The sequence below is a fragment of the Serratia proteamaculans genome (assembly GCF_013337185.1).
In the GTDB taxonomy this organism is placed as follows: Bacteria; Pseudomonadota; Gammaproteobacteria; order Enterobacterales; family Enterobacteriaceae; genus Serratia; species Serratia proteamaculans_D.
Map to the genome: position 1 here is coordinate 137,944 of NZ_SWDE01000008.1, position 20,902 is coordinate 158,845.

General features: G+C 54.8%; 19 protein-coding genes. 5 read left to right on the plus strand and 14 right to left on the minus strand.

What is annotated here, in order from left to right; all coding sequences use genetic code 11:
- Nucleotides 1-8 precede the first annotated feature (8 nt).
- The 4 genes from prfB to xerD all read right to left on the minus strand — a co-directional run bounded on the left by prfB (nt 9) and on the right by xerD (nt 4,657).
- Nucleotides 9-1,107, minus strand: a protein-coding gene (gene prfB, locus FCL49_RS22875; protein WP_112363199.1) for a peptide chain release factor 2 whose coding sequence is annotated in 2 segments (ribosomal slippage) — nt 9-1,031 and nt 1,033-1,107 — 1,098 coding nt in all. Because the reading frame shifts where the segments join, the coding sequence is not laid out codon by codon here.
- 166 nt (nt 1,108-1,273) lie between these two features.
- The gene (recJ, locus tag FCL49_RS22880; RefSeq protein WP_174355255.1) at nt 1,274-3,007 is read right to left on the minus strand and encodes a single-stranded-DNA-specific exonuclease RecJ; all 1,734 of its coding nucleotides are present in this window, start codon (nt 3,005-3,007) and stop codon (nt 1,274-1,276) included.
- A 6-nt stretch (nt 3,008-3,013) separates the two neighbouring features.
- On the minus strand, nt 3,014-3,730 hold the full coding sequence (gene dsbC / locus FCL49_RS22885; protein WP_174355256.1) for a bifunctional protein-disulfide isomerase/oxidoreductase DsbC: 717 nt from the start codon (nt 3,728-3,730) through the stop codon (nt 3,014-3,016).
- Between the two features lie 27 nt (nt 3,731-3,757).
- On the minus strand, nt 3,758-4,657 hold the full coding sequence (xerD, locus tag FCL49_RS22890) for a site-specific tyrosine recombinase XerD (protein ID WP_174355257.1): 900 nt from the start codon (nt 4,655-4,657) through the stop codon (nt 3,758-3,760).
- A gap of 107 nt (nt 4,658-4,764) precedes the next feature.
- Between xerD and fldB the strand changes: the two genes are divergently transcribed.
- Nucleotides 4,765-5,283, plus strand: coding sequence for a flavodoxin FldB (gene fldB / locus FCL49_RS22895; RefSeq protein WP_174355258.1), 519 nt, complete (start codon nt 4,765-4,767; stop codon nt 5,281-5,283).
- A 36-nt stretch (nt 5,284-5,319) separates the two neighbouring features.
- On the opposite strand, the gene creD is transcribed toward fldB, so the two are convergent.
- The 5 genes from creD to sdhE form a co-directional block, all read right to left on the minus strand.
- Nucleotides 5,320-6,684 (minus strand): cell envelope integrity protein CreD, encoded by a 1,365-nt coding sequence (gene creD / locus FCL49_RS22900; RefSeq protein WP_174355259.1) that lies wholly within the window; start codon nt 6,682-6,684, stop codon nt 5,320-5,322.
- An 81-nt stretch (nt 6,685-6,765) separates the two neighbouring features.
- Nucleotides 6,766-8,184, minus strand: coding sequence for a two-component system sensor histidine kinase CreC (gene creC, locus FCL49_RS22905; RefSeq protein ID WP_174355260.1), 1,419 nt, complete (start codon nt 8,182-8,184; stop codon nt 6,766-6,768).
- Entirely contained in the window at nt 8,181-8,876 is a 696-nt protein-coding gene (creB, locus tag FCL49_RS22910; protein WP_174355261.1) for a two-component system response regulator CreB, read from the minus strand. Before creB ends, creC begins: the two co-directional genes overlap by 4 nt.
- Complete coding sequence (locus FCL49_RS22915; protein WP_174355262.1) at nt 8,876-9,298, minus strand: protein YgfX; 423 nt, start codon at nt 9,296-9,298, stop codon at nt 8,876-8,878. Before FCL49_RS22915 ends, creB begins: the two co-directional genes overlap by 1 nt.
- Nucleotides 9,279-9,545, minus strand: a complete 267-nt coding sequence (gene sdhE / locus FCL49_RS22920) for an FAD assembly factor SdhE (RefSeq protein WP_174355263.1) — start codon at nt 9,543-9,545, stop codon at nt 9,279-9,281. Before sdhE ends, FCL49_RS22915 begins: the two co-directional genes overlap by 20 nt.
- Before the next feature lie 323 nt (nt 9,546-9,868).
- Here sdhE and ygfZ point away from each other — a divergent pair, with 323 nt between their 5' ends.
- Nucleotides 9,869-10,861: a tRNA-modifying protein YgfZ gene (gene ygfZ, locus FCL49_RS22925; RefSeq protein ID WP_174355264.1), complete on the plus strand. Its 993-nt coding sequence runs from the start codon at nt 9,869-9,871 to the stop codon at nt 10,859-10,861.
- 157 nt (nt 10,862-11,018) lie between these two features.
- Here ygfZ and trhA read toward each other — a convergent pair whose 3' ends face one another.
- Nucleotides 11,019-11,693: a PAQR family membrane homeostasis protein TrhA gene (gene trhA, locus FCL49_RS22930; protein WP_174355265.1), complete on the minus strand. Its 675-nt coding sequence runs from the start codon at nt 11,691-11,693 to the stop codon at nt 11,019-11,021.
- A 183-nt stretch (nt 11,694-11,876) separates the two neighbouring features.
- Here trhA and FCL49_RS22935 point away from each other — a divergent pair, with 183 nt between their 5' ends.
- Nucleotides 11,877-12,485 carry an HD domain-containing protein gene (locus tag FCL49_RS22935; protein WP_174355266.1) on the plus strand — a complete coding sequence of 203 codons (609 nt, stop codon included), beginning with the start codon at nt 11,877-11,879 and terminating at the stop codon, nt 12,483-12,485.
- Between the two features lie 50 nt (nt 12,486-12,535).
- On the opposite strand, the gene FCL49_RS22940 is transcribed toward FCL49_RS22935, so the two are convergent.
- From FCL49_RS22940 to FCL49_RS22955, 4 genes are read right to left on the minus strand one after another with little or no spacing between them, the layout of a single operon-like run.
- Entirely contained in the window at nt 12,536-13,861 is a 1,326-nt protein-coding gene (locus tag FCL49_RS22940; protein WP_174355267.1) for an MFS transporter, read from the minus strand.
- Nucleotides 13,858-14,511: an antibiotic biosynthesis monooxygenase family protein gene (locus FCL49_RS22945; RefSeq protein ID WP_174355268.1), complete on the minus strand. Its 654-nt coding sequence runs from the start codon at nt 14,509-14,511 to the stop codon at nt 13,858-13,860. Before FCL49_RS22945 ends, FCL49_RS22940 begins: the two co-directional genes overlap by 4 nt.
- Before the next feature lie 51 nt (nt 14,512-14,562).
- The gene (locus tag FCL49_RS22950; RefSeq protein WP_174355269.1) at nt 14,563-15,912 is read right to left on the minus strand and encodes an amidase; all 1,350 of its coding nucleotides are present in this window, start codon (nt 15,910-15,912) and stop codon (nt 14,563-14,565) included.
- A complete protein-coding gene (locus FCL49_RS22955; protein WP_174355270.1) occupies nt 15,912-16,625 on the minus strand; it encodes a DUF2848 domain-containing protein in 714 nt (237 codons plus the stop codon). Before FCL49_RS22955 ends, FCL49_RS22950 begins: the two co-directional genes overlap by 1 nt.
- Before the next feature lie 129 nt (nt 16,626-16,754).
- Between FCL49_RS22955 and FCL49_RS22960 the strand changes: the two genes are divergently transcribed.
- On the plus strand, nt 16,755-17,432 hold the full coding sequence (locus FCL49_RS22960; RefSeq protein WP_174355271.1) for a GntR family transcriptional regulator: 678 nt from the start codon (nt 16,755-16,757) through the stop codon (nt 17,430-17,432).
- A gap of 304 nt (nt 17,433-17,736) precedes the next feature.
- Nucleotides 17,737-20,901: a hypothetical protein gene (locus tag FCL49_RS22965; protein ID WP_174355272.1), complete on the plus strand. Its 3,165-nt coding sequence runs from the start codon at nt 17,737-17,739 to the stop codon at nt 20,899-20,901.
- Nucleotide 20,902: the final 1 nt, after the last annotated feature.

Genomic DNA, 20,902 nt, shown 5'->3' on the forward strand with positions numbered 1-20,902 from the left:
TCTGTTCCTTATAACCCGGCTTTCAAACTTGCCTCAATGAATTTATCCAGGTCGCCATCTAATACGGCCTGCGTGTTGCGCGTTTCAACGTTAGTGCGCAAATCCTTGATTCGGGCATCATCCAGCACGTAAGAGCGGATTTGGCTGCCCCACCCGATATCGGACTTGTTGTCTTCCATCATCTGTTTATCAGCATTTTTCTTTTGCATCTCAAACTCGTACAGCTTGGCTCGCAGCTGTTTAAACGCTTGATCCTTGTTCTTATGCTGAGAACGGTCGTTCTGACACTGCACTACGATGTTGGTCGGCAAGTGGGTAATACGCACCGCCGACTCAGTTTTGTTCACGTGCTGACCACCCGCACCCGAGGCGCGGTAAACGTCGATTCGCAGGTCCGCCGGGTTGATGTCGATATCAATATCGTCGTCCACTTCCGGGTAGATAAACACCGAACTGAACGAGGTATGACGACGGCCGCCGGAATCGAACGGGCTCTTGCGCACCAGGCGATGCACGCCGGTTTCAGTACGCAACCAGCCGAACGCATAATCGCCGATAATCTTGATGGTGGCGGACTTCAACCCTGCTACGTCGCCGTCGGACTCTTCAATCACTTCGGTCTTGAAGCCTTTGGCCTCGGCCCAGCGCAGGTACATGCGCAGCAACATGCTGGCCCAGTCCTGTGCTTCGGTGCCGCCGGAACCCGCCTGGATATCCAGGTAGCAATCAGCACTGTCGTATTCACCAGAGAACATACGACGGAATTCTAATTGTTCCAGCTTGGCAGACAGTTGATCAAGCTCAACGACGGCTTCGTTAAAGGTTTCTTCATCGTCGGCTTCAATCGCCAATTCCAGCAGGCCAGAGACGTCTTCGCCCCCCTGCTCCAGCTGATCGATGGTTTCAACGATGGCTTCGAGCGCCGCGCGCTCTTTACCCAGCGCCTGTGCGCGCTCGGGTTCGTTCCAAACGTCAGGTTGTTCCAGCTCTGCGTTAACTTCTTCTAGGCGTTCTTTCTTGGCATCATAGTCAAAGATACCCCCTAAGAACGGCAGTCCGCACGGACAGGTCCTGAATTCGGTTTTTTACCGGGTTAATTTCAAACATGTTTTTTGCGTTCTTTTACGTTGATGTCGTCGATGGCGAAATGCCATTGGAACCGGTAATTCTAGCGGATCCAGGCGTCAGTTTATAGCCGGTTGGTTAGTTTTTGTGGGGGAAGAAAACATGCCGGGGTTTGGCAGAGCAAACCCCGGGATAAAGCAGCCACAAATCAACGCGGCCAGAGATGTTGGATCAGTAACTGCACGTTGCGGTTGCCACGGAACTCGTTGACGTCGAGCTTGTAGGCCAGTTCCACTTCGCGCACGCTGCTGTCGGGCCACAGGGTGGTGTCGACATTGAAAGCGATACCGTCCAGCAGTGGGCCGCCGCCAAGCGGTTCCACCATCAGTTTCAGGTGTTTCTCGCCCACCAACCGCTGCTGCAGAATGCGGAATGTGCCGTCGAAGGTCGGCTCCGGGAAGGCCTGCCCCCAGGGGCCTCCTTCGCGCAACAGCTCCGCCGTTTCCAGCGAAAGTTCCTGCATCGCCAGTTCGCCGTCGGACCAAATCACCCCTTCCAGCATCGCCGGATCGAGCCATTCGCCCACCAGATCGCCAAAGCGCTGGCGGAACTCGTCGAATTTACTCTCTTCCAGCGACAGCCCGGCCGCCATGGCATGACCACCGAACTTCATCATCAACCCCGGATTCAGCGTATCCAACCGCTCCAGCGCATCACGCATGTGAAGACCGGCTATCGAACGCCCGGAACCTTTAAGAATGCCCTCACCTGCCGGGGCAAAGGCGATCACCGGGCGATGAAAGCGCTCCTTGATGCGCGAAGCCAAAATCCCCACCACGCCCTGATGCCACTCCGGATGATACATCGCCAGCCCGTATGGCAAGGCGGTGCTGCTGCGCTCGAGTTCGTCGCACAGCTGCAGAGCTTCAACCTGCATGCCCTGCTCAATCTCACGCCGCGTCAGGTTAAGCGCATCAAGATCGTTAGCCAACATACGCGCCTGCGCGATGTCATCACTTAACAACAACGCCACGCCGATCGACATATCATCCAGTCGTCCGGCGGCATTGAGCCGTGGCCCCAGCGCAAAGCCGAGATCGTTGGCTGCCAGTTGACGTGCATCACGATTAGCCACTTCCAACAGCGCCTTGATGCCCGGCCGACATTTGCCGGCACGGATACGGTTCAGGCCCTGGTACACCAGAATGCGGTTGTTGGCATCGAGCGGTACTACGTCGGCTACCGTACCGAGCGCGACCAGATCCAACAGTTCTGCCAGATTCGGCATCGCCAACGCACGTTGTTCGAACCAGCCGCTGTCACGCAGGCGGGCACGCAACGCCAGCATCAGATAGAAAGCCACGCCGACACCGGCCAGGGATTTGGAAGGGAACTCACAACCACGCAGGTTCGGGTTGACGATCGCTTCCGCCGCCGGCAGGGTTTCCCCCGGTAGGTGGTGGTCGGTCACCAGCACCTGCATGCCTTTGGCGTGGGCCACGTCCACTCCCGCGTGGGAAGAGATGCCGTTATCCACCGTCAGGATCAATTCCGCACCGCGCGTTGCCGCCTGCTCAACCACTTCAGGGCTCAGGCCGTAGCCGTCCTCAAAGCGGTTCGGTACCAGATAGTCGACCGCGCTGCCGCCCATACTGCGCAGCGCCAGCACCGTCAACGCGGTACTGGTGGCGCCATCGGCGTCGAAGTCTCCCACCACCATGATGCGGCGATGTTCGGCCAGCGCCTGTTGCAGAATGCCCACGGCGGCGTCAATGCCATCCAACTGCTGCCACGGCAGCATGCCTTTGACGCTGCGTTCCAATTCCTGCTCGGCCTGAACGCCACGCAGCGCATATAAACGGCGCAACAGCGGGTGCAGGCTGGCTGGCAGATGGCTGTCGTCCGCCGTCGCACGGCGGCGTAGTTGTGTTTTGATGCTCACCGGCGATTAACCACCGGTTTTGGTTGCGGTCTGATGCGCGTCCAGCATGGCGGCCATCTCTTTTGGCCCCTGATACCCTGGGATCATCATGCCGTTTTCCAGAATGATCGCCGGGGTGCCCTGAATACCGAACTGCACGCCGAGCGCATAGTGTTTGCTGATGTCGGTTTTACAGGTCGCCGGAGAAACCGCGTCGCCTTTCATGGCGCTATCGAAGGCCTTGGCCTTGTCGGCGGTACACCAGATTGACTGCATGTCTTTCTCGGCCTGGGAATTCAGCCCCTGACGCGGGAACGCCAGATAACGGACGGTAATGCCCAGATCGTTATATTCTTTCATCTGCTGGTGCAGCTTGTGGCAATAGCCACAGGTGATGTCGGTAAACACGGTGATCACGTGTTTCTGCTTTGGCGCTTTGTAGACGATCATTTGATCTTTCAGCGCTTCCAGCTTGCCGGTCAGCAGTTGGTTGGTGACGTTAACCGGCTCTTTGCCACTGACGTCGTACAACGGGCCTTGCAGAATGTGTTTGCCGTCTTCGGTCACATACAGCACGCCGTTATCGGTCAGCACGGTTTTCAGGCCGTTTACCGGTGAAGGCTGCACGTCCGCCTGTTGAATGCCCAGGCTACCCAGTGCTTTTTGGATTGCCGCGTCGTCGGCATGGGCCGCGCCGGTCACTGAAGCCACCAGCATAGAGAGCAGCATTAAACCTTTCTTCATTCTTCCAATCCTTTTGAACCCGGCGTGTCAGGCACGCGGGTGGTGCTGTTGATGTAGCTGTTTAAGTCTTTCGGTCGCTACATGCGTGTAAATTTGTGTGGTCGAGAGGTCGCTATGCCCCAATAACATCTGTACGACACGGAGATCGGCCCCATGGTTCAGCAAATGGGTGGCAAACGCGTGGCGCAACACGTGCGGTGACAGCCGCTCGCTGTCAATGCCCGCTAGGATCGCATAGTGTTTGATGCGATGCCAGAATGTCTGTCGGGTCATTTGCTGGCTGCGGTTGCTGGGGAACAACACGTCCAGCGCCTGACCGTTGACCATCCACGGGCGGCCGTGCTCCAGGTAGTTTTCTATCCAGTACACCGCTTCTTCACCCAGCGGCACCAGTCGTTCCTTGTTGCCTTTACCTATCACCCGCACCACGCCCTGACGCAGGCTGACATCGCTGATGGTCAGCCCGACCAGTTCGGAGACGCGCAGCCCGGTAGCGTACAGCACTTCCAGCATCGCCTTGTCACGCAGCTCCAGCGGCTGATCGACACAGGGTGCCTTCAGCAACGCATCGACCTGCGCTTCGCTCAAGTCTTTCGGCAGGCGCTGCGGCAGCTTCGGCGAAGCCAGCAGTGCCGTGGGATCGTCGCTACGCATATTTTCGCGATACAGGTATTGGAACAGACGGCGCATGGCACTCAGCAAACGAGCGGAGCTGGTCGCTTTATAGCCCCCTTCCACCCGATCGGCGAGAAACGCCTGTAAATCCAGCGCCTGTGCCTGTAACAGCGAGCTATTTTTCTGATTCAGCCAGGCGCCCAGCGCCTGCAAATCCAATCGGTAAGAGGCCAGCGTATTTTCTGCCAGATTACGTTCGAGCCACAGCGCATCCAGGAATTGCTCAATCAACGCACTCTCTTGCTGTTGCACGCGGTCCTCTCTTTGTTACGTTTATGCCACAGGCATTATGCCTTAAGCCGGGACAAATCGGGTATACTCGCTGCAATTCTACCTACGGCAATATAAACGGTTTAAACATGAAGATTGGTCTGTTTTACGGCTCCAGCACCTGCTACACCGAAATGGCGGCAGAAAAAATCCGTGAGATTTTAGGTGAAGACCTGGTCGACCTGCACAACCTGAAAGACGTTTCCCCCAAGCTGATGGAAGACTATTCCATCCTGATCCTCGGCATGCCAACCTGGGATTTCGGTGAGCTTCAGGAAGACTGGGAAGCGATTTGGCCACAGTTGACCACGCTGGATCTCCAGGGGAAAATCGTCGCCATGTATGGCATGGGCGATCAACTCGGTTACGGTGAATGGTTCCTCGATGCACTCGGCATGCTGCACGATCACATTGCCCCGCTGGGCGTCCAGTTTATTGGCTTCTGGCCGATCGACGGCTTCGAATTCACCAGCCCGAAACCGCTAAGCGCCGACGGCAAACACTTTGTCGGCCTGGCGCTGGATGATGTGAATCAATACGACATGAGTGAAGAGCGGCTGCAACAATGGTGCGAACAGATCCTGCTGGAGATGGAACCGCTGCTGTAGTGCCCATGGGCGCGGTGACCGCGCCCAATCCGATGCTTATTTCCACAACCGGAAGCGTTTCTCACCTTCGCCGGTTGGCGTTTCGCCGTTCATGCGCGCCGGATCGGCCACCTGATACCAGTCCAATTTACGCGTCAGCAGCATAATTCCCGCCAAAATTGCGAACAGCAGCCCTGCCCCCAGCACCAACGCATTATCTTCCGACTGCAGCAACAGATACAGCACGCCATACAACATCAACAGACTGGCCGCGAACAGCGCCGCCCGCAACCTGCCGCGCAGTACCGCACTGAGGTAAAAGGCGATCAGTCCGCTACAGGCGATGCTGGCCAGCAGATAAGCGGTGCCAAAGCCAAAATGCTCGGAGAATGCCAGTAATATCAAGTAGAACAGCACCAGCGCCGCGCCAACCAGCAGGTACTGAATCGGGTGCACCCGCAAACCGGTCAGGGTTTCGAACAGGAAGAACGCCATAAACGTCAGGCCGATAAACAGCACCGCATACTTCACCGCGCGTTCAGTCAGTTGATAGTGATCGACCGGTTCAATCAGGCTGGTACTGAAGGTGGGCAGCTTGTCTTCGCCAAGAATTTCGTCGTCGTAATGGAAAGCGCTGTTGATGTTGTTGGCAAACCAGGTGCTGCGCCAGCGGGCACTGAAGCCTTTCTCCGTCACCTTGCGTTCGTCCGGCAAGAAGTTACCGAGGAAGTTCGGGTGTGGCCAATTGCTCTGCAACGTCAATTCACTGCTACGCCCGAGCGGGACCAGTGACAGGCTGCTGGTGCCGGCCAGCGTCAGGGTGAACTCGGCATCCAGCCCCGCTTTTTGCAATGTGGTCAGCGCTAGTGGCGCATGAATACCCTGAGGTAACACGTTTACCTGGGTACCCGGCTCAAACACCGTTTGAGACTCTGCGCTGCCAAGCGGCGAGATGCTCTTGATGCCGCGTGAATCGCTCAGCGAAACCAGCAGAAACGGCTGACCCATAGTCACGTTGCTGCGCTGCAAGTCTGTCACATCCGGCTGGCCAAACTTCACCTTAAACTGCAACGGTCCCTGATAGACCTGAGTCTGGTAAATGCCCAGCTTGCGCACCTCCACGTTCGGCTTGCCGCTGACTTGCAAAGTCTCGGGCAGCAGATAGCGATGATGCCGAACTATCTGCACCACCTTCTGCCCCTTGTCGTCCGTCTTCTCTTCCCGCTCGCTGTAAGGGATGACGATCAACGGCCCCAAAATGCGCTGTGCCCGGCTGGTGCTTTCGCTGACCTGCCCGACCACGCTCTGGCGATAACCGCTGCGCTCATCAATCACATTCATCAACATCGTTACCGGGATGATCATTAAAATCATTAATCCCAGCAGAGTGGTTATTTTCCAAAACAGTACCGATTTCATCATCGCGCGCTCCATGTAGTTAATGAAGTCACGATAAAAGTCTCAAGTGAAAACAGGATGTGGTTATGTGAAGGGACGGTGAAGTCAGAGCGATAAGGTAAAAATAGCCGTCACGCCGTGCGGCTGACGGTTGCTCAACTGGATGCTGCCACGGTGTAAACGTGCCACTTCCTGCACAAAATTCAGCCCCAGACCGCTGCTTTTCGGCTTATCCGAACGGGCCAGCGAATAGAAACGTTCAAACACTTTTTCCAGTGCATAATCCGGAATGCCGCTGCCGTCGTCGCTGACGGTGACCTGGTAGTGGCCTTCGTGGCGTTCACCGCGCACCTTGATGGTGCCGCCTGCTGGGGTGAAGTCCAGTGCGTTGTCCAGCAGGTTGGTCAACGCCTGGCTAATCAGCAGCCCATCGCCGCTCAGGGTGATATCTTCCACTGCCTCAACCTGTAGCAAAACGCCACGCCGCACTGCCTGCGCCTCTTTGCCTGCCACGGCCTGACGCACCAGCGTCGCCATTGCCAGCGGCACCCGTTCCAGGACTGGCCGGCTCTCCAGCCGCGCCTGTACCAGCAGTTTATCCACCAGTTGCTGAATGCGTGCGCTCTGCTGTTCGATATTGGTCAGAAAACGCTGGGCAGTGGCCGCCGGTGGTTGTTCCTGCAACAGTTCCGCCGCACCGCGGATCGCCGCCAGCGGGCTTTTCAGTTCATGGGTCAGGGTATGTACGTACTGCTCAATGTAGGCTTTGCCCTCCAGCTTCACCCGCATGCTGTCCAGCGCCTGTGCCAACTGGGTCAATTCGTGGCCGCCCATTTTCGGCAACGATAGGCTTTCGCCCTGCGCCACGCCGTCAGCGTAGTGCACCAGCCGCCCAATCGAGCGGTTGATCCACCAGACAAAGCCCAGGCCGATCAGCAAGGCAATGCCCAACAGCAGCGCACCGGCCCACAGAATACGGCGCTCGCTGCGCTTGATCACCGGTGTCATGGTGCTGTTGGGTTTACCGACGCTAAGCACGCCGATGATTTTCCCCTGCTCCATTACGGGTGCGGCAACGTACATCACCGAGCTGTTTTCATCCTGCGGATCGCTGCGCGTGCTGCGCGCGCCGTACTGACCAAGCAGCGTCAGATAAACGTCATTCCAGCGCGAGTAGTCCTGGCCGAGCGCCTTGCCGCTGGAATCAAAAATGACCTTGCCGTTTTGATCGGTAAGATAAACGTGATATTCGCTGCGATCCTTACGGATACCGCCAATATTGGCACCAATGGGGCGTTGATTGAGTTGAGAGAAAGCTTGAGCCAGTTGCCCATGCGCCACATCGGCGCGTTGCATGTCCAGACGCGCAATCTGCGCCAGCAGATTGGCGGTATCCACCAGTGTGCCTTCGGTCGCGCGCCGCACACCGGGCTTCACTTCCTGTACGAAAATGCTCAGTACGAAATAGCCCGCCACCGCCACAATCAGGAAGTACCCCAACAGCAGGCGCAGGCCTATTCTCATGGCTGGCGACTCACGCTGTAGCCGAGGCCGCGATGAGTGTGGATCGGGGGTTCAGCGGGATTGATGGCGCGCAGCTTGGCACGCAGCGTTTTGATATGGGTGTCGACGGTGCGATCCAGGCTTTCTTCGGCCAGCGCCCAGACGCTTTCCATCAGTTGCTGGCGTGAAAATACCCGGCCGGGGGCCAGCAACAGCGTTTTCAACAGCAAAAACTCGTAACGGGTCAGCAGCAACGGCTGCTGATGGTAATGGATGGCTGCGGCCTGTTCATCCAGGCTAAAAGGGCCGAAGTGGTACAGTGCCGGTTGCTGCAGACGCTGCTGTTTTTGCAAACGGCGCAGAATAGTGCGCACCCGGGCGCTGACTTCTCGCGGGGAAAAGGGTTTGGCGACGTAATCATCGGCACCGATTTCCAACCCAATCAGGCGATCAAGCTCATCGCTGCGGGCGGTGAGGAACAAAATAGGCAAATCCGCCGACTGCGATAACAACCGGCGGCAGAGTTCAAAACCATTGATGTCCGGCAGACCCACATCGAGGATCGCCAGCGCAGGTGCCCCTTGCGCCAACGCCTGCAATGCCGGTTCACCGCGTTCGAACCAGCGCACCTGAAAGCCTTCGCTCTCCAGAGTATAAATCAGCGTGTCGGCAATGCTGGGTTCATCTTCCACCAGCCAGAGCGTCGGCTTCATCAAAGTTCCTCGTCATCACTGGCGGGCGGATACAGCAACCGTTGGCGCAAATGCCGCCAGTCGGCTTTAGCCATAGAGTCGGAAGCCAGCCACAGCCGACGGCGTTTTTTGCCCCCCACCGGCTGTAACGTCAACAAAATGCCGTAACGTGGCATCCAGGGCTGCTTTACTAGTTGCCACTCCTGCCCATGCCAACCCAGGCGTTGGTTCTCCAGCAGGCGCAACTCGCCCTGCCGCGACGCAATACGCTTTTGGCTGCGAATGCACTCAAACACCACCAGCGTCAGTAACACCAGCCAGATCGGGCCATAGCCTTCCGGCCAGGGTGAAATCAGGATCAGCAGGATCAATACGCCATGTGTCAGCAGCGAAAATAACTGGGTGCGCCAGGAAATACGGACGTCACATCGCCACTGGGCCACGGTCTTTATTTCGCGTCTGGATCAGTGTCACCATTCTCCGCAGTTCACTGTCCTGCGGAGCGCCATGATTCATCAGCCAATTGAAGAGATCGGGATCGTCAGACTCCAGCAGACGAATAAACAGCGCTTTGTCTGTATCGTTCAACAGGTCATATTCATACTCGAAGAAGGGCATGATGGAGATGTCCAGCTCACGCATACCGCGGCGACAAGCCCAGTGGATACGTGCTTTATTATTAATATCCATGTTGTTATGACTAACCTCTTTTCAGCGTGGCAACGCCATCGCAGGGTTCAACTGACACACTGTATGGCAACACCGGCGCGATATAATTCCATCAGCCAAAGATCTGTCTGCAAGGGTTACCTTTGGCCGCAAGGCTATAGAGTAACAATTTGACATACTCGCCGGGAAGGACGTTCTCTGTGTAAAGCGTAATAAAGCGCTAAATGTCAAAAAAAGCGCTGTCAGGGAGGCAAGCGTGAATAACAGTTTGCAAAGGCCGCCACCTCTTTTACCATGGGGCCAACACACCTTCAGGTAAGCTAAACGTTAAGCAGGATCTTACTATGGCGTATAAAATTCCATTTCCACCCCGTCAACCTTCCGCTTCCTCCCATCTGCCCCTGACCCTGATCTCTCTGGAAGACTGGGCGCTGGTGACATTGAACGGGCCGGACCGGGTGAAATACCTTCAGGGTCAGGTGACTGCCGATATCGAAGCGCTGCCGGCCGATAGCCACGTGTTGTGCGGTCACTGCGACGCCAAGGGCAAAATGTGGAGCAATCTGCGTTTATTCCATCGCGGTGAAGGCTTTGCCTATCTGGAACGCCGCAGCGTGCTGGACAGCCAACTGGCCGAAATCAAGAAGTACGCGGTATTCTCCAAACTCACCATTGCCGCCGACAACGAAGCGGTGTTGCTGGGCGTGGCCGGTTTTCAGGCACGCGCGGCGCTGGCTGGCGTTTTCAATAGCCTGCCGGATGCTGAACATCAGGTCGTGCAGGACGGTGAAACAACCCTGTTGCACTTCTCGCTACCGGCAGAACGTTTTCTGTTGGTCACCACCGCCGCCGTTGCCGAACAGTTGGTTGGCAAACTGCACGAACAGGCCGAACTGAACGACAGCCAGCAGTGGCTGACGCTGGATATCGAAGCCGGCTACCCGGTGATTGACGCCGCCAACAGCGGACAGTTGATCCCACAGGCCACCAACCTGCAGGCGCTGGATGGCATCAGCTTCAGCAAAGGCTGCTACACCGGTCAGGAAATGGTGGCGCGCGCCAAGTTCCGCGGGGCCAACAAACGGGCATTGTACTGGCTGGAAGGCAAGGCCGGGCGAGTGCCGCAGGCCGCTGAGGACGTGGAGTTGCAGTTGGGTGAAAACTGGCGCCGTACCGGTACGGTGTTGAGCGCCGCCAGGTTGGCCGACGGCACGCTGTGGGTACAAGTGGTGCTCAATAACGATCTGGATGCCGACAGCAAGCTGCGGGTTCGCGACGATGCCGCCAGCCAACTGGCCATCAAACCGCTGCCATATTCACTGGCGGAAGAAAAATAAAAAGTGGGAGCCGTCAGAACTTCCTAATCTATCCGCAATAGATTTCGCACTGCAGCTAGGCGGCAAACGGGCACATCCCCAGGAGCTTACTCAAGATCGTTCCTGGGGTGGGCACGCGCAGCCAACAACGCTGCAGTGTGAAAGATATCAGCGGATATCAGACGTACAGATAAATCGCCATAAAGTGGCACAGGCTGCCGCCAAGCACGAAACCATGCCAAATCGCGTGGCCGAAGCGGAAACGCTTCGATGCATAGAAGATCACGCCCAGGGTATAAACCACGCCACCGACCGCCAGCAGCGTCACACCGCCCAGCGCCAGACGAGTCGCCAACTGATAAATCACGATCAGCGACAACCAACCCATGGTCAGATAGGTCACCAGCGAGAGCGCTTCAAAACGGTGGGCGAACGCCAGTTTGAACAGCACACCCAGCAGTGCCAAACCCCAAATTACCGCCATCAACCCCTTGGCGAGCGGCGAGTTCAGCCCCACCAACAAAAACGGCGTGTAGGTACCGGCAATCAAAAGATAAATGGCGCAGTGGTCAAATTTTTTCAGCCAGTGCTTGGCTTTTTGGTGGGGAATGGCATGGTACAGCGTGGAGGCAAGGAACAGCAGGATCATACTGCCGCCATAAAGACTGTAGCTGGCGATGGCCGTCACGTCAGCGCCGGTATTTACCGCCTGAACCAACAACAGTACCAGGCCGACAATACCAAAAACCAACCCTATGCCGTGACTGATGCTGTTCGCGATTTCTTCCGCCCACGGATAGGCCGTGGTGGCCATTTTTTCAGTACCGGCTTTCACTACGCCCGTTTTTCCCATTACACACAACCCCTCAAAACAGCCAACATTGTTCGAAATTACCGCAAAGCAGCTTAACTGAGAATAATTTCAGTGTACACGTGTACGCTAAAATAAAACTGTGTGCGCGTGTAACCATCGAAATCCCTCGCCCGCTGGTCTACAATCGTTCGGCTTCAACCCATCTACCTTGAGGTTTACACCATGTCATCCGCTGTACCCGCGTTAGATTTCGGCTCCATGACCCAGGTCATCCAGTTCCTGATGGAAATCGACAAGTTGAAAAGCGTGCAACGCCGCACCAAAGTGCTGGGCACCCAACGCCAGGAAAACTCCGCCGAACATAGCTGGCACTTTGCTATTGCTGCCATGAGCCTGGCCCCCTATGCCGGTGAAGGCGTAGATATCCAGCGAGTGATCCAGATGGCGCTGCTGCATGACATCGTTGAGATCGATGCCGGTGACGTACTGGTCTACGATCTGGCGGCCCGCGCAGCGATCCATGATGTGGAAGTGGCGGCGGCACGCCGGTTGTTCGGGATGCTGCCGGACACTCAGCGCGAGTATTTCACCGCTTTATGGCAGGAATATGAAGATGGCGAGAGTGCCGACGCGCGCTTTGCACTGGTACTGGATCGCACCATGCCAATGCTGATGAACCTGCACAACCAGGGCCAAAGCTGGGTCGAGAACGGTATCAGCCTGGAACAGGTACTGGCGCGCAACACCACCATCGCCGATGTTCAGCCGGAATTGTGGAAGTACCTGCTGCAACACCTGCATGACGCACAACGCAAAGGCTGGCTGAAGTAACGCCGTTGCTCTTGTGACACGCCGGGTGATCCCTTCACCCGGCACGCCATTCATAACGGCTTGTGTGCCGTTTCCCTGGCGGCAATCACCGCCCACAGCGTGATGAGCAAAGCCAGCACCACATAGGCCGAGATCGCCAGCGTGCTGTCGTAAGACTTGAACAACGAGGCGATGATCAGCGGCGCAAAGCCACCGCCGATAATCCCTGCCAACGTATAAGCCAATGACGATCCCGCATAGCGCACCCGGGTTGGAAACTGTTCGGTAATAAAAGCCGCCTGTGGGCCATACATTGCCGCATGGATCAACAACCCCACCACCACCGCCAGACAAATCAGCACCGGCTGGCTGCTGTCGAGCAGCATAAAGAACACAAATGCCCAAACTATCGCCGCCAATGCCCCACCGATATACACCGGTCGACGGCCAAAGCGATCGGACAATGCGCCGAACATCGGCACGGTAATCGCGTTACCGATAGCCCCCAACATGGTGGCGGCCAACGCCAGCGGGCGCGGCAGATTCAATACCGTGGTGACGTAAGTCAGGGTAAAAACCACCACCAGCGCATACAGCACGTCGGAACCAATACGCGAACCGCCGGCGATCAGCAGCGGACGTCGATACTGGGTGAAAACTTCGCGGATCGGGGAATGGGTAACGTCCTTCGATGCCTCCAGTTTCAGAAACGCGGGCGTTTCCCCCACGCCACGGCGTAGCCACAGGCCAAACACTACCAGTACCAAACTAAGCAGGAAGGGAATACGCCAGCCCCACTGCTGGAAATCCTCCGCCGTCATCGCCACCGTCACCAGCGTGATAAGCCCGGTGCCGATCAGCGTTCCGCAGGAAGGGCCAACCTGAGCAAACGAGGCGTTGCGCCCGCGCTGATGAGGCTTGCCGTGCTCCATCGACAACAGTACTGCCCCCGCCCATTCTCCTCCCAAAGCGATCCCCTGGATAAAGCGCAGTGTCACCAGCAGCAGTGGGCTCCAAATCCCCCAACTGGCATAACCGGGTAGCAGCCCCATCAACGCGGTTGTCACCCCCATGATCACCAGCGTGGTCACCAACACAAAACGTCGACCCAGCACGTCACCAAGATGACCAAAGACGATCCCGCCGATCGGCCGCGAAACATAACCGACCGCGTAAGTGGAAAACGCCAAAATGGTGCCCACCAGCGGATCGAAAGAGGGGAAAAACACGTGGTTGAAAATCAGCGCCGCCATGATGTTGTAGACGGTGAAGTCATACCATTCCAGCGCGGTGCCAATCGAACTGGCCGCCGCCAGCTTGCCGGTATTCGGCGGATGGGCGGCAGTATCGCCAGCAGATACATCCGCGATCGGTGTTTCCGTGGTTGAAGTGCTCATGATGAAAGCTCCTGTGTGGTCAGTTGCCAGCCAAGGGCATAATGCAGGGCATCGGTGGCGGGGATTTTCAGTTGGCTGCAAGCCAACTCACTCAGCCGCTGGCTGGCTTCGGCGCTGCTGCTTTCGATCAGCATCATCGGCAGTAACCGGCGGTTTTCCCGCGACTCTTTCGGCAGCGGCGAGCTGAGATCTGCGTCCGGTGACAACAGGCTACTGCGTACAAAACCGGGCTGTTCCGCCAAAAGGCTCCCCAAATGATTGATGCAGGCCTTCAGCACATGCGGCTCCGCCGGTTCGAGGGTAAGGATAGCCAGATGGCTGCCGCAGCCCTGACCGATCACCGCCTCCACCGCGCAGACACGACGCATCGGATCGCACATTTTATCGAGACTCGCCACCGACCAGGGGGTCTGTTCGGTAAACGCGGCGCGGTAGGCCGCCGAGGTAAAGCTGGCCAGGGATTCGGTTTTATACAGCCCGAGGTATTTGCGCCCGCCCTGTAGTGCCTGATAACGCGTGCCCGACAAGAAACCAGGCACTCGCACTCGCTCTTCCACGTGCTCGCGGTCGTACCACTTATTGAAATCCGCCTCGTCCTGCGCGGCGACATCTGTTGCGACAAACAGCATTCCGTTTGGGGAACCGGTCATGGGTACTCTCCTGTTAGCTCAAAGTAAGGCGGGCGACATCCCGCCGGAAAATCACGCCTCGGCGAGGCAGCGTTCGATCGCCAGCGCCCAACCCAGCAGCGCCTCGTCATGCAGCGGTAGCCCGGCCACCATCAGCCCCACTGGTGCCGTACCGGGCCGCTGGCAAGGCAGAGACAGCGCACAACCATCGAGGAAGTTGATCACCGAAGGGTTACGCAACGCGGCACCGTTGATACGGAAATAGGCGTCTTCATCCTCCTGCAGTTCGGCAATGGTCGGCGCAACGAAGGGCACGGTTGGCATCAATAACGCGTCAAATCCTTCTACTGCCGCGCTCACCCGCCGTTGCCAATCGGCACGCTGCATCCACAATTGCCGCAGATCCTGCTCATCGAGCAACTGGCCGCGACGAATACGTGACAGCACCCGTGGGTCATAGTCTTCGGCATGCTCGCTAATCAGCGGCTGGTGCCAGCGCCAGGACTCCAGTGCGGTGAAACCACCGGCGGCGTTGATCGCTGCCAGCTCGGCGAACTCATGACAGGGGATAGATTCAATCTGTGCCCCGGCCTGCACCAGCCGCTGGACGCTGAGATGAAAGGCGGCGGTGACTTCATCATCCAGGCCATCCAGCACCAGCGTTTGTGGCACGGCAAAGCGCGCCTGACTCAGCGCTTTCTGCTGCGGGTGCAGCGGCTGTTCGGCGATCACCGCATCCAGCGCGATGCAACCGGCAACGTCATGGGCAATCACACCAATCGAATCCAGTGAGGGTGACAAAGGCAGCAAACCACGACTGCTGATGCGCCGGGCAGTGGGTTTATAGCCGGTCAGGCCGCAGAAGGCCGCCGGAATACGTACCGAGCCGCCGGTATCGCTGCCTATCGCGCCAAAGCACATGCCATCGGCCACCGCAACCGCCGCACCGGAAGACGAACCACCGGGAATACGACCTGCTGGGCGATCCCACGGGTTGGCGGGTGTGCCATAGTGGGGATTGATCCCCAGGCCCGAATAAGCAAACTCGGTCATGTTGGTTTTGCCGATCACCACTGCGCCAGCCTGCAACAAGCGCGCCACCACGGTGGCATGGGTGTTAGCTACCGGCGCATCGGCCAACACCCGCGAACCGGCAGCGGTGGCTTCCCCGGCGACATCAAACAGGTCTTTGACCGATACCGGCACACCGTCCAGCGCCGACAAAGGGGTGCCCGCCGCACGCCGCCGATCGGCCGCCAATGCCTGCTGCTGTGCCCAGTCGCTATAAACATGAGTAAAAGTGCGTGCGCCCTCCCCCTGTGGGTCGGCGATTTGCGCCAGCGCGGTGGCGGTCAGTTGCACAGCAGTGAATTCACCACTGGCCAAACCGGTGGTGACCTGCGTTAAAGTCAGCTTTTTCATCACGCCACCACCGGCAGTTCTATGCTGCGATAGCCGTGGCTGATGGTACGTCCCAGCACTTCATCCACCAGTTCCATACGAAACTCGGCCGCCGGACGGATACCGCCAATCGCCGCTACCGTGCCACAGGCCATCGCCAGGCCATCTCGCGGCTGAGGAACCGTCAACCCGCCCTCTGGCACCTGCTGACCACTCAGATAATGATCCAGCAGATCGTCGGGAGTACGCAGATTGGCAAGATAACCCTGCTGATAAAGCCGGAACTCACCGTTCTCTTTGATCCAGGAGCGCAGGATTAGTGAATCCCAGTGGGCAATCACTTCCCGGAGTGGCCAGGCGGCGCGAGCGACCGGTTTGACGCAGAGTTGTTTGGATAGCGCGACACTATGCGCCTCCAGTTGACGATCGGTATGATCTGAGGCCAGCGAAACAAACAGTTCCCCCTGATGAGTAAAGATCAGCGGCTCCGCTTCGCCGGAGCTGGCATTGCCGATCACTTCTATGCAATCGCTCTGACTGAGCTGATTAACGGCTACCCGATAGAACAGCGGAACTGCACTGGGTTGGGGCACGCCCAGCTCCGCCAATTCCCTAATATGGTGCAGGATGGCCTCGCGATCGCGACCGGTCCAGCCGGCGATCACCAGATGGTCAATCTCAACATCCAGCACCCCGGCACCGCTGGATTCAGGTAAAGTGAAGGTCAGTCTCATGGCGTTTGTGCCTCTTTGGTTAAAATACTGTGAAATTTCACTATATCTTTAGTTACCAAATAAGCGATTTCCATGCCATGTTTTTGTGTACTATGTCTAAAAACTTTCTTCTTGCAGGAGCAGAACGTGATGAGCCTTGACGCAGAGAGCCAGGAACTCCCGACGGCAGAGGAAGCCGGAATGTCACTGAATGAACTGGCCTACCGGCGCTTTAAGCAGGCACTGGTGACGTTAAGCTATAAACCTGGTGAATATCTCAATACCGCGCAGGTAATGAGTGAGCTGGATATGGGCAGAACGCCGATAAATCAGGCGATCCACCGGCTGGCCAATGAGGGATTGCTACAGGTGATCCCGCGTAAAGGGGTGATGGTCTCACCGCTGTCGATGGATGACGCGCTGGAACTGATTGAAGTCCGCCTGGCCAATGAAATGCTGTGTATGCGGCTGGCAAGCAAGCGAATTACCGAATCACAGGTTGCCGCACTGACGGCCCTCAATCAACAAATCGAAGCCGCCAGCCAGCGTCGCGATCGGGTGCAGATGATGACGCTGGATCACCAGTTCCACCAGCAGCTGGCGCAGATCGCCGGGAATAATATGCTGGCGGACATCCTGAGCGTGCTGCACGCCAGGGCGCAACGCTTTTGGGCCAGTACGCTGTCACGCGAAGGTCATATGCGAGAAGTGATCGAAGAACATCGGGCGATTATCGCTGCACTGGCCGCACAGGATGACAACGCAGCCGCCAATGCGGCAGAAGCGCACATTCTGTCTTTCCGCAGTGCGCTGCTGCATGAGGGCTGACATACCTATCTTGCATGCATGGCTGACACCGAACACTTTGATATGCAAACGCTCTTTCCCGTGATCGTTTGCATCATTATACGAATAATCGACTATTCATATATTTATCAGTCTATTGCTCTCATAAACATAAATACTATGTGCAATTTGTATTATTAAAAATAAAATAATATACGCCTTTCAGATCCTCTGCCGCTATCCAATGCTTTATCAATACCATTAAATATTTACCCGCCTTCTTGCCATCCTATTATTTTGAGCTTAAATAATGATTGGCACATTTCTTTTTCTGGGGATAAAAAGCATGAATTTCATAACATTGCAGCGTGATGTGGCGGCAATCTTCTATGGCGTTTTAGGAAAACAGGCAGACAGAGCCGCTCTCGAATACTTCGCAAAAAACCTTCAGAACGGTAAGCTCTCTATCGGTAATATGGCTGACCTTTTCATAAATTCACAGGATGGGCAAAACCGGTTGGCCGCCCTGGATGACGCTAATAAAATCCAGTATATTTATCATAATATCCATGGTGTCAATGCCAGCGAAGAACAGCTTTCAGTATTGATAGACCAACTCCATAACGGGATGACTCTGGGCCAGATTACCGCCGAATTAACCAACACATTACGCAGCTATCAAGGAGATAACACCGAAATTCTGTCGCAACAGACAGTGCTGGACACCACTATTCAGCAAAGCTTGTTCCCATCCTATGCAGGAAGCCCTACAGAAAATTCAGGTGCTGCTGACATACAAGCAATTTATTACGTATTACATTCGACTATGGTACCGCAAGGCATTAACTATTGGGGAAGCAAGTTGGATACTTCCCAGGCAACAATAAATTACATTGCCGATGCATTTGTTAAAAATAAAGCTTCTTTAACACTATTAAACAATCAAGATTTCGTGAAAATCATATTTGAACAGACATTCAAAAAACCACCAAGTGAAAGTGATATAAATAAATACATTATTGGTTTAAATAATCACTCGCAATCTCGTGGCGATGTTGTCGTCAATATGATAAATGATATCAGGAATGACTCATCCAGCGAAAACTCCTCGGCAAAAGAAAGCTTCCTATTAGCAACTCATGTCTATAAACCAGGAGAATTGCCAGAAAACAAGTACCAGGAAACGGTTGCAGCACTTTTCTATGGTGTGGCTGGATATAAGGTGGATGCTACTGCTCTGGACGTTTATAGCAAACAATTAGCTGCAGGTATGAGTACGGCAGACCTATTGCATCAACTGGCAACAGCACCGGCTTTTTCCAATACTCAGAACTGGGAGCAAACCTACCAGAATTTATTGAATAATTTCCTGTACCCCTCCGATGTAAATAATATCAGGAAACTTAGCGGCAATGATGCTTACCAAGCCACCAGTTTAATTATTGATAAACTTTTAAATGGGGGACAACCAGAGAGTGATCGTGCCTGGGGTTGGACGTATAATGCCAAAAGCTATGACACCATCTCCAACATATTGGGATACACCGACCATGCAACCCTGACCATCAATGATTCCGGTGAGTTAATTGGTGAAATAAATCATAGCTCAGCTCACAGACTCTCCGATATCGAAATTTACGCACTGAGAAATGCTCAAATAAAAGTCGATCATGAAGCCAACATCACAATAAATTTCACCCCCAACCTTGAGACACTGAGGATTACGGGTGATAAAAAAGCCACATTAGACTTTAGTAAAAATTCCGCAACTGATTTTGGAACAAACTCGGCGTATCCTCATATCACTACAAAAGTTATTATTGAAAATACTCTTGTTTCCTTTATTGGTTCAAGCGGCGACGATAGAGTCATCATAGCGCCTAATGCCGATATGATAAATGCTGAGGCTCAAATTCAACTGGGGCTGGGTGATGACTGGTTACTTTGGCAAGGCAATGCTGGAATTGATCGTGCCAACGTTGTCAGTGATAAATTTAAAGCGGCTGCAGCGCATTATGACTCTGAGGACAAAAATCATAACAATGTAATTTCAGCAAATTTCCTGACTAAAAATATTTATCTGACGACCAATGAAAATGGAGGAGTAAATGGCGTTATAGAAAGTAACATCAATAACTTCTTACTTTTTCCGATGATCGACTTAGCCCACTATAAAGGGACGGGTTCCATTTACCTGGATGGGAAACTGGTAGCAACTGAAGGGAAGAACGTATTTGATTTCGGGGTCATCCGTGAGGTGGCCAGTATTCATAATGCCGATTACGCCAATGTTGATCACCTGACACAGGCTACCCCGCCTCCGAGCAGCACATGGAATTATGCAACTGGCGATGCCGGGCTGGCTCTTACAGGCTTTGCCGATAACGTTACAGTAATTAATATGCCAGTTGATGACTGGGGTACAACTTACTCGTTCCGCACGTTAAATGTGCTTGGAGATGCTACAGCCAACAGCCGAATTCATTTCGATTATATCGAAGACGACCGTTATACTCGTACAACACCGGTAATGGACATACGATTCAACGGTCAGAACATCGATAAAATTGATGCCGGCACTCTCAGTTTCGCCATAAAGTTCCCAAATGGAAGCGATGAAGGAATTGTTGAAGCTATTACTATCGACTCATCCGGTTCGGCGGAAAACACGCTCCGGCTGACTGGCGATCAAAATGCTATAGAAGCCATTGATATTTCCGGCGACAAAAAATTAAACCTGGTTATCAAAGATGACTTCAGCACACATTTATACATGATCAGAAATGAAATGAGTGCTCATGGTTCACTGAATTTGTTAGCAGAAAAAGGTGGAACAGGCGGTGGGGAATTATTCAAACTATTGCCTTTCGGCCAATATTCGGCAATTCGTAGTGAGTTATCAGGATATCAATTAAAAATTACAGACTCGCTTGAAAGTGACACGATTAACGTTGTGGGGAACACAACCATCACTCGAGATATCATAAAACAGATCGGCAGCGACACCATCATTTTTAAAAACAGCACCATTAACAGCATGGTGACATTAAATGCTAACGATCCAGGTGGCAGTGCCCTCCCAACTATCAGGGTCGGTGATAAAATCATCGTCGGCGATAGTAGTAATCCGTGGATATTCTCATCTCAGGGGGATCATGTCATGGCCCTTTACGGTGAATACTCGGAACAAGATGAAGCTGCAGAGTTATTTGCCTCATTAAATCTAGGCTCCACTGCCAACGCGTTTGATTTGTTTAGTCAATCATTGTCTGCTGCAACGCAAGGCGCCAGCCAGGATCACCTTAGTGACGTTGGCATACTGAAGCTCGGCCAAAGCAGTTTTATCATTATCGACAACAACGCTAATCACTCTTTCGATCATGACGACATCGTTTTCTCTCTGGGAAATATTGCCGTCAACGACGCCCTTAAACTTGCGCACTATACTCCTCCCAAAATTGAAATCAGTGGGGCGACCGAAACCATGCAAGAGCCGGCATTTATTGGTTAAG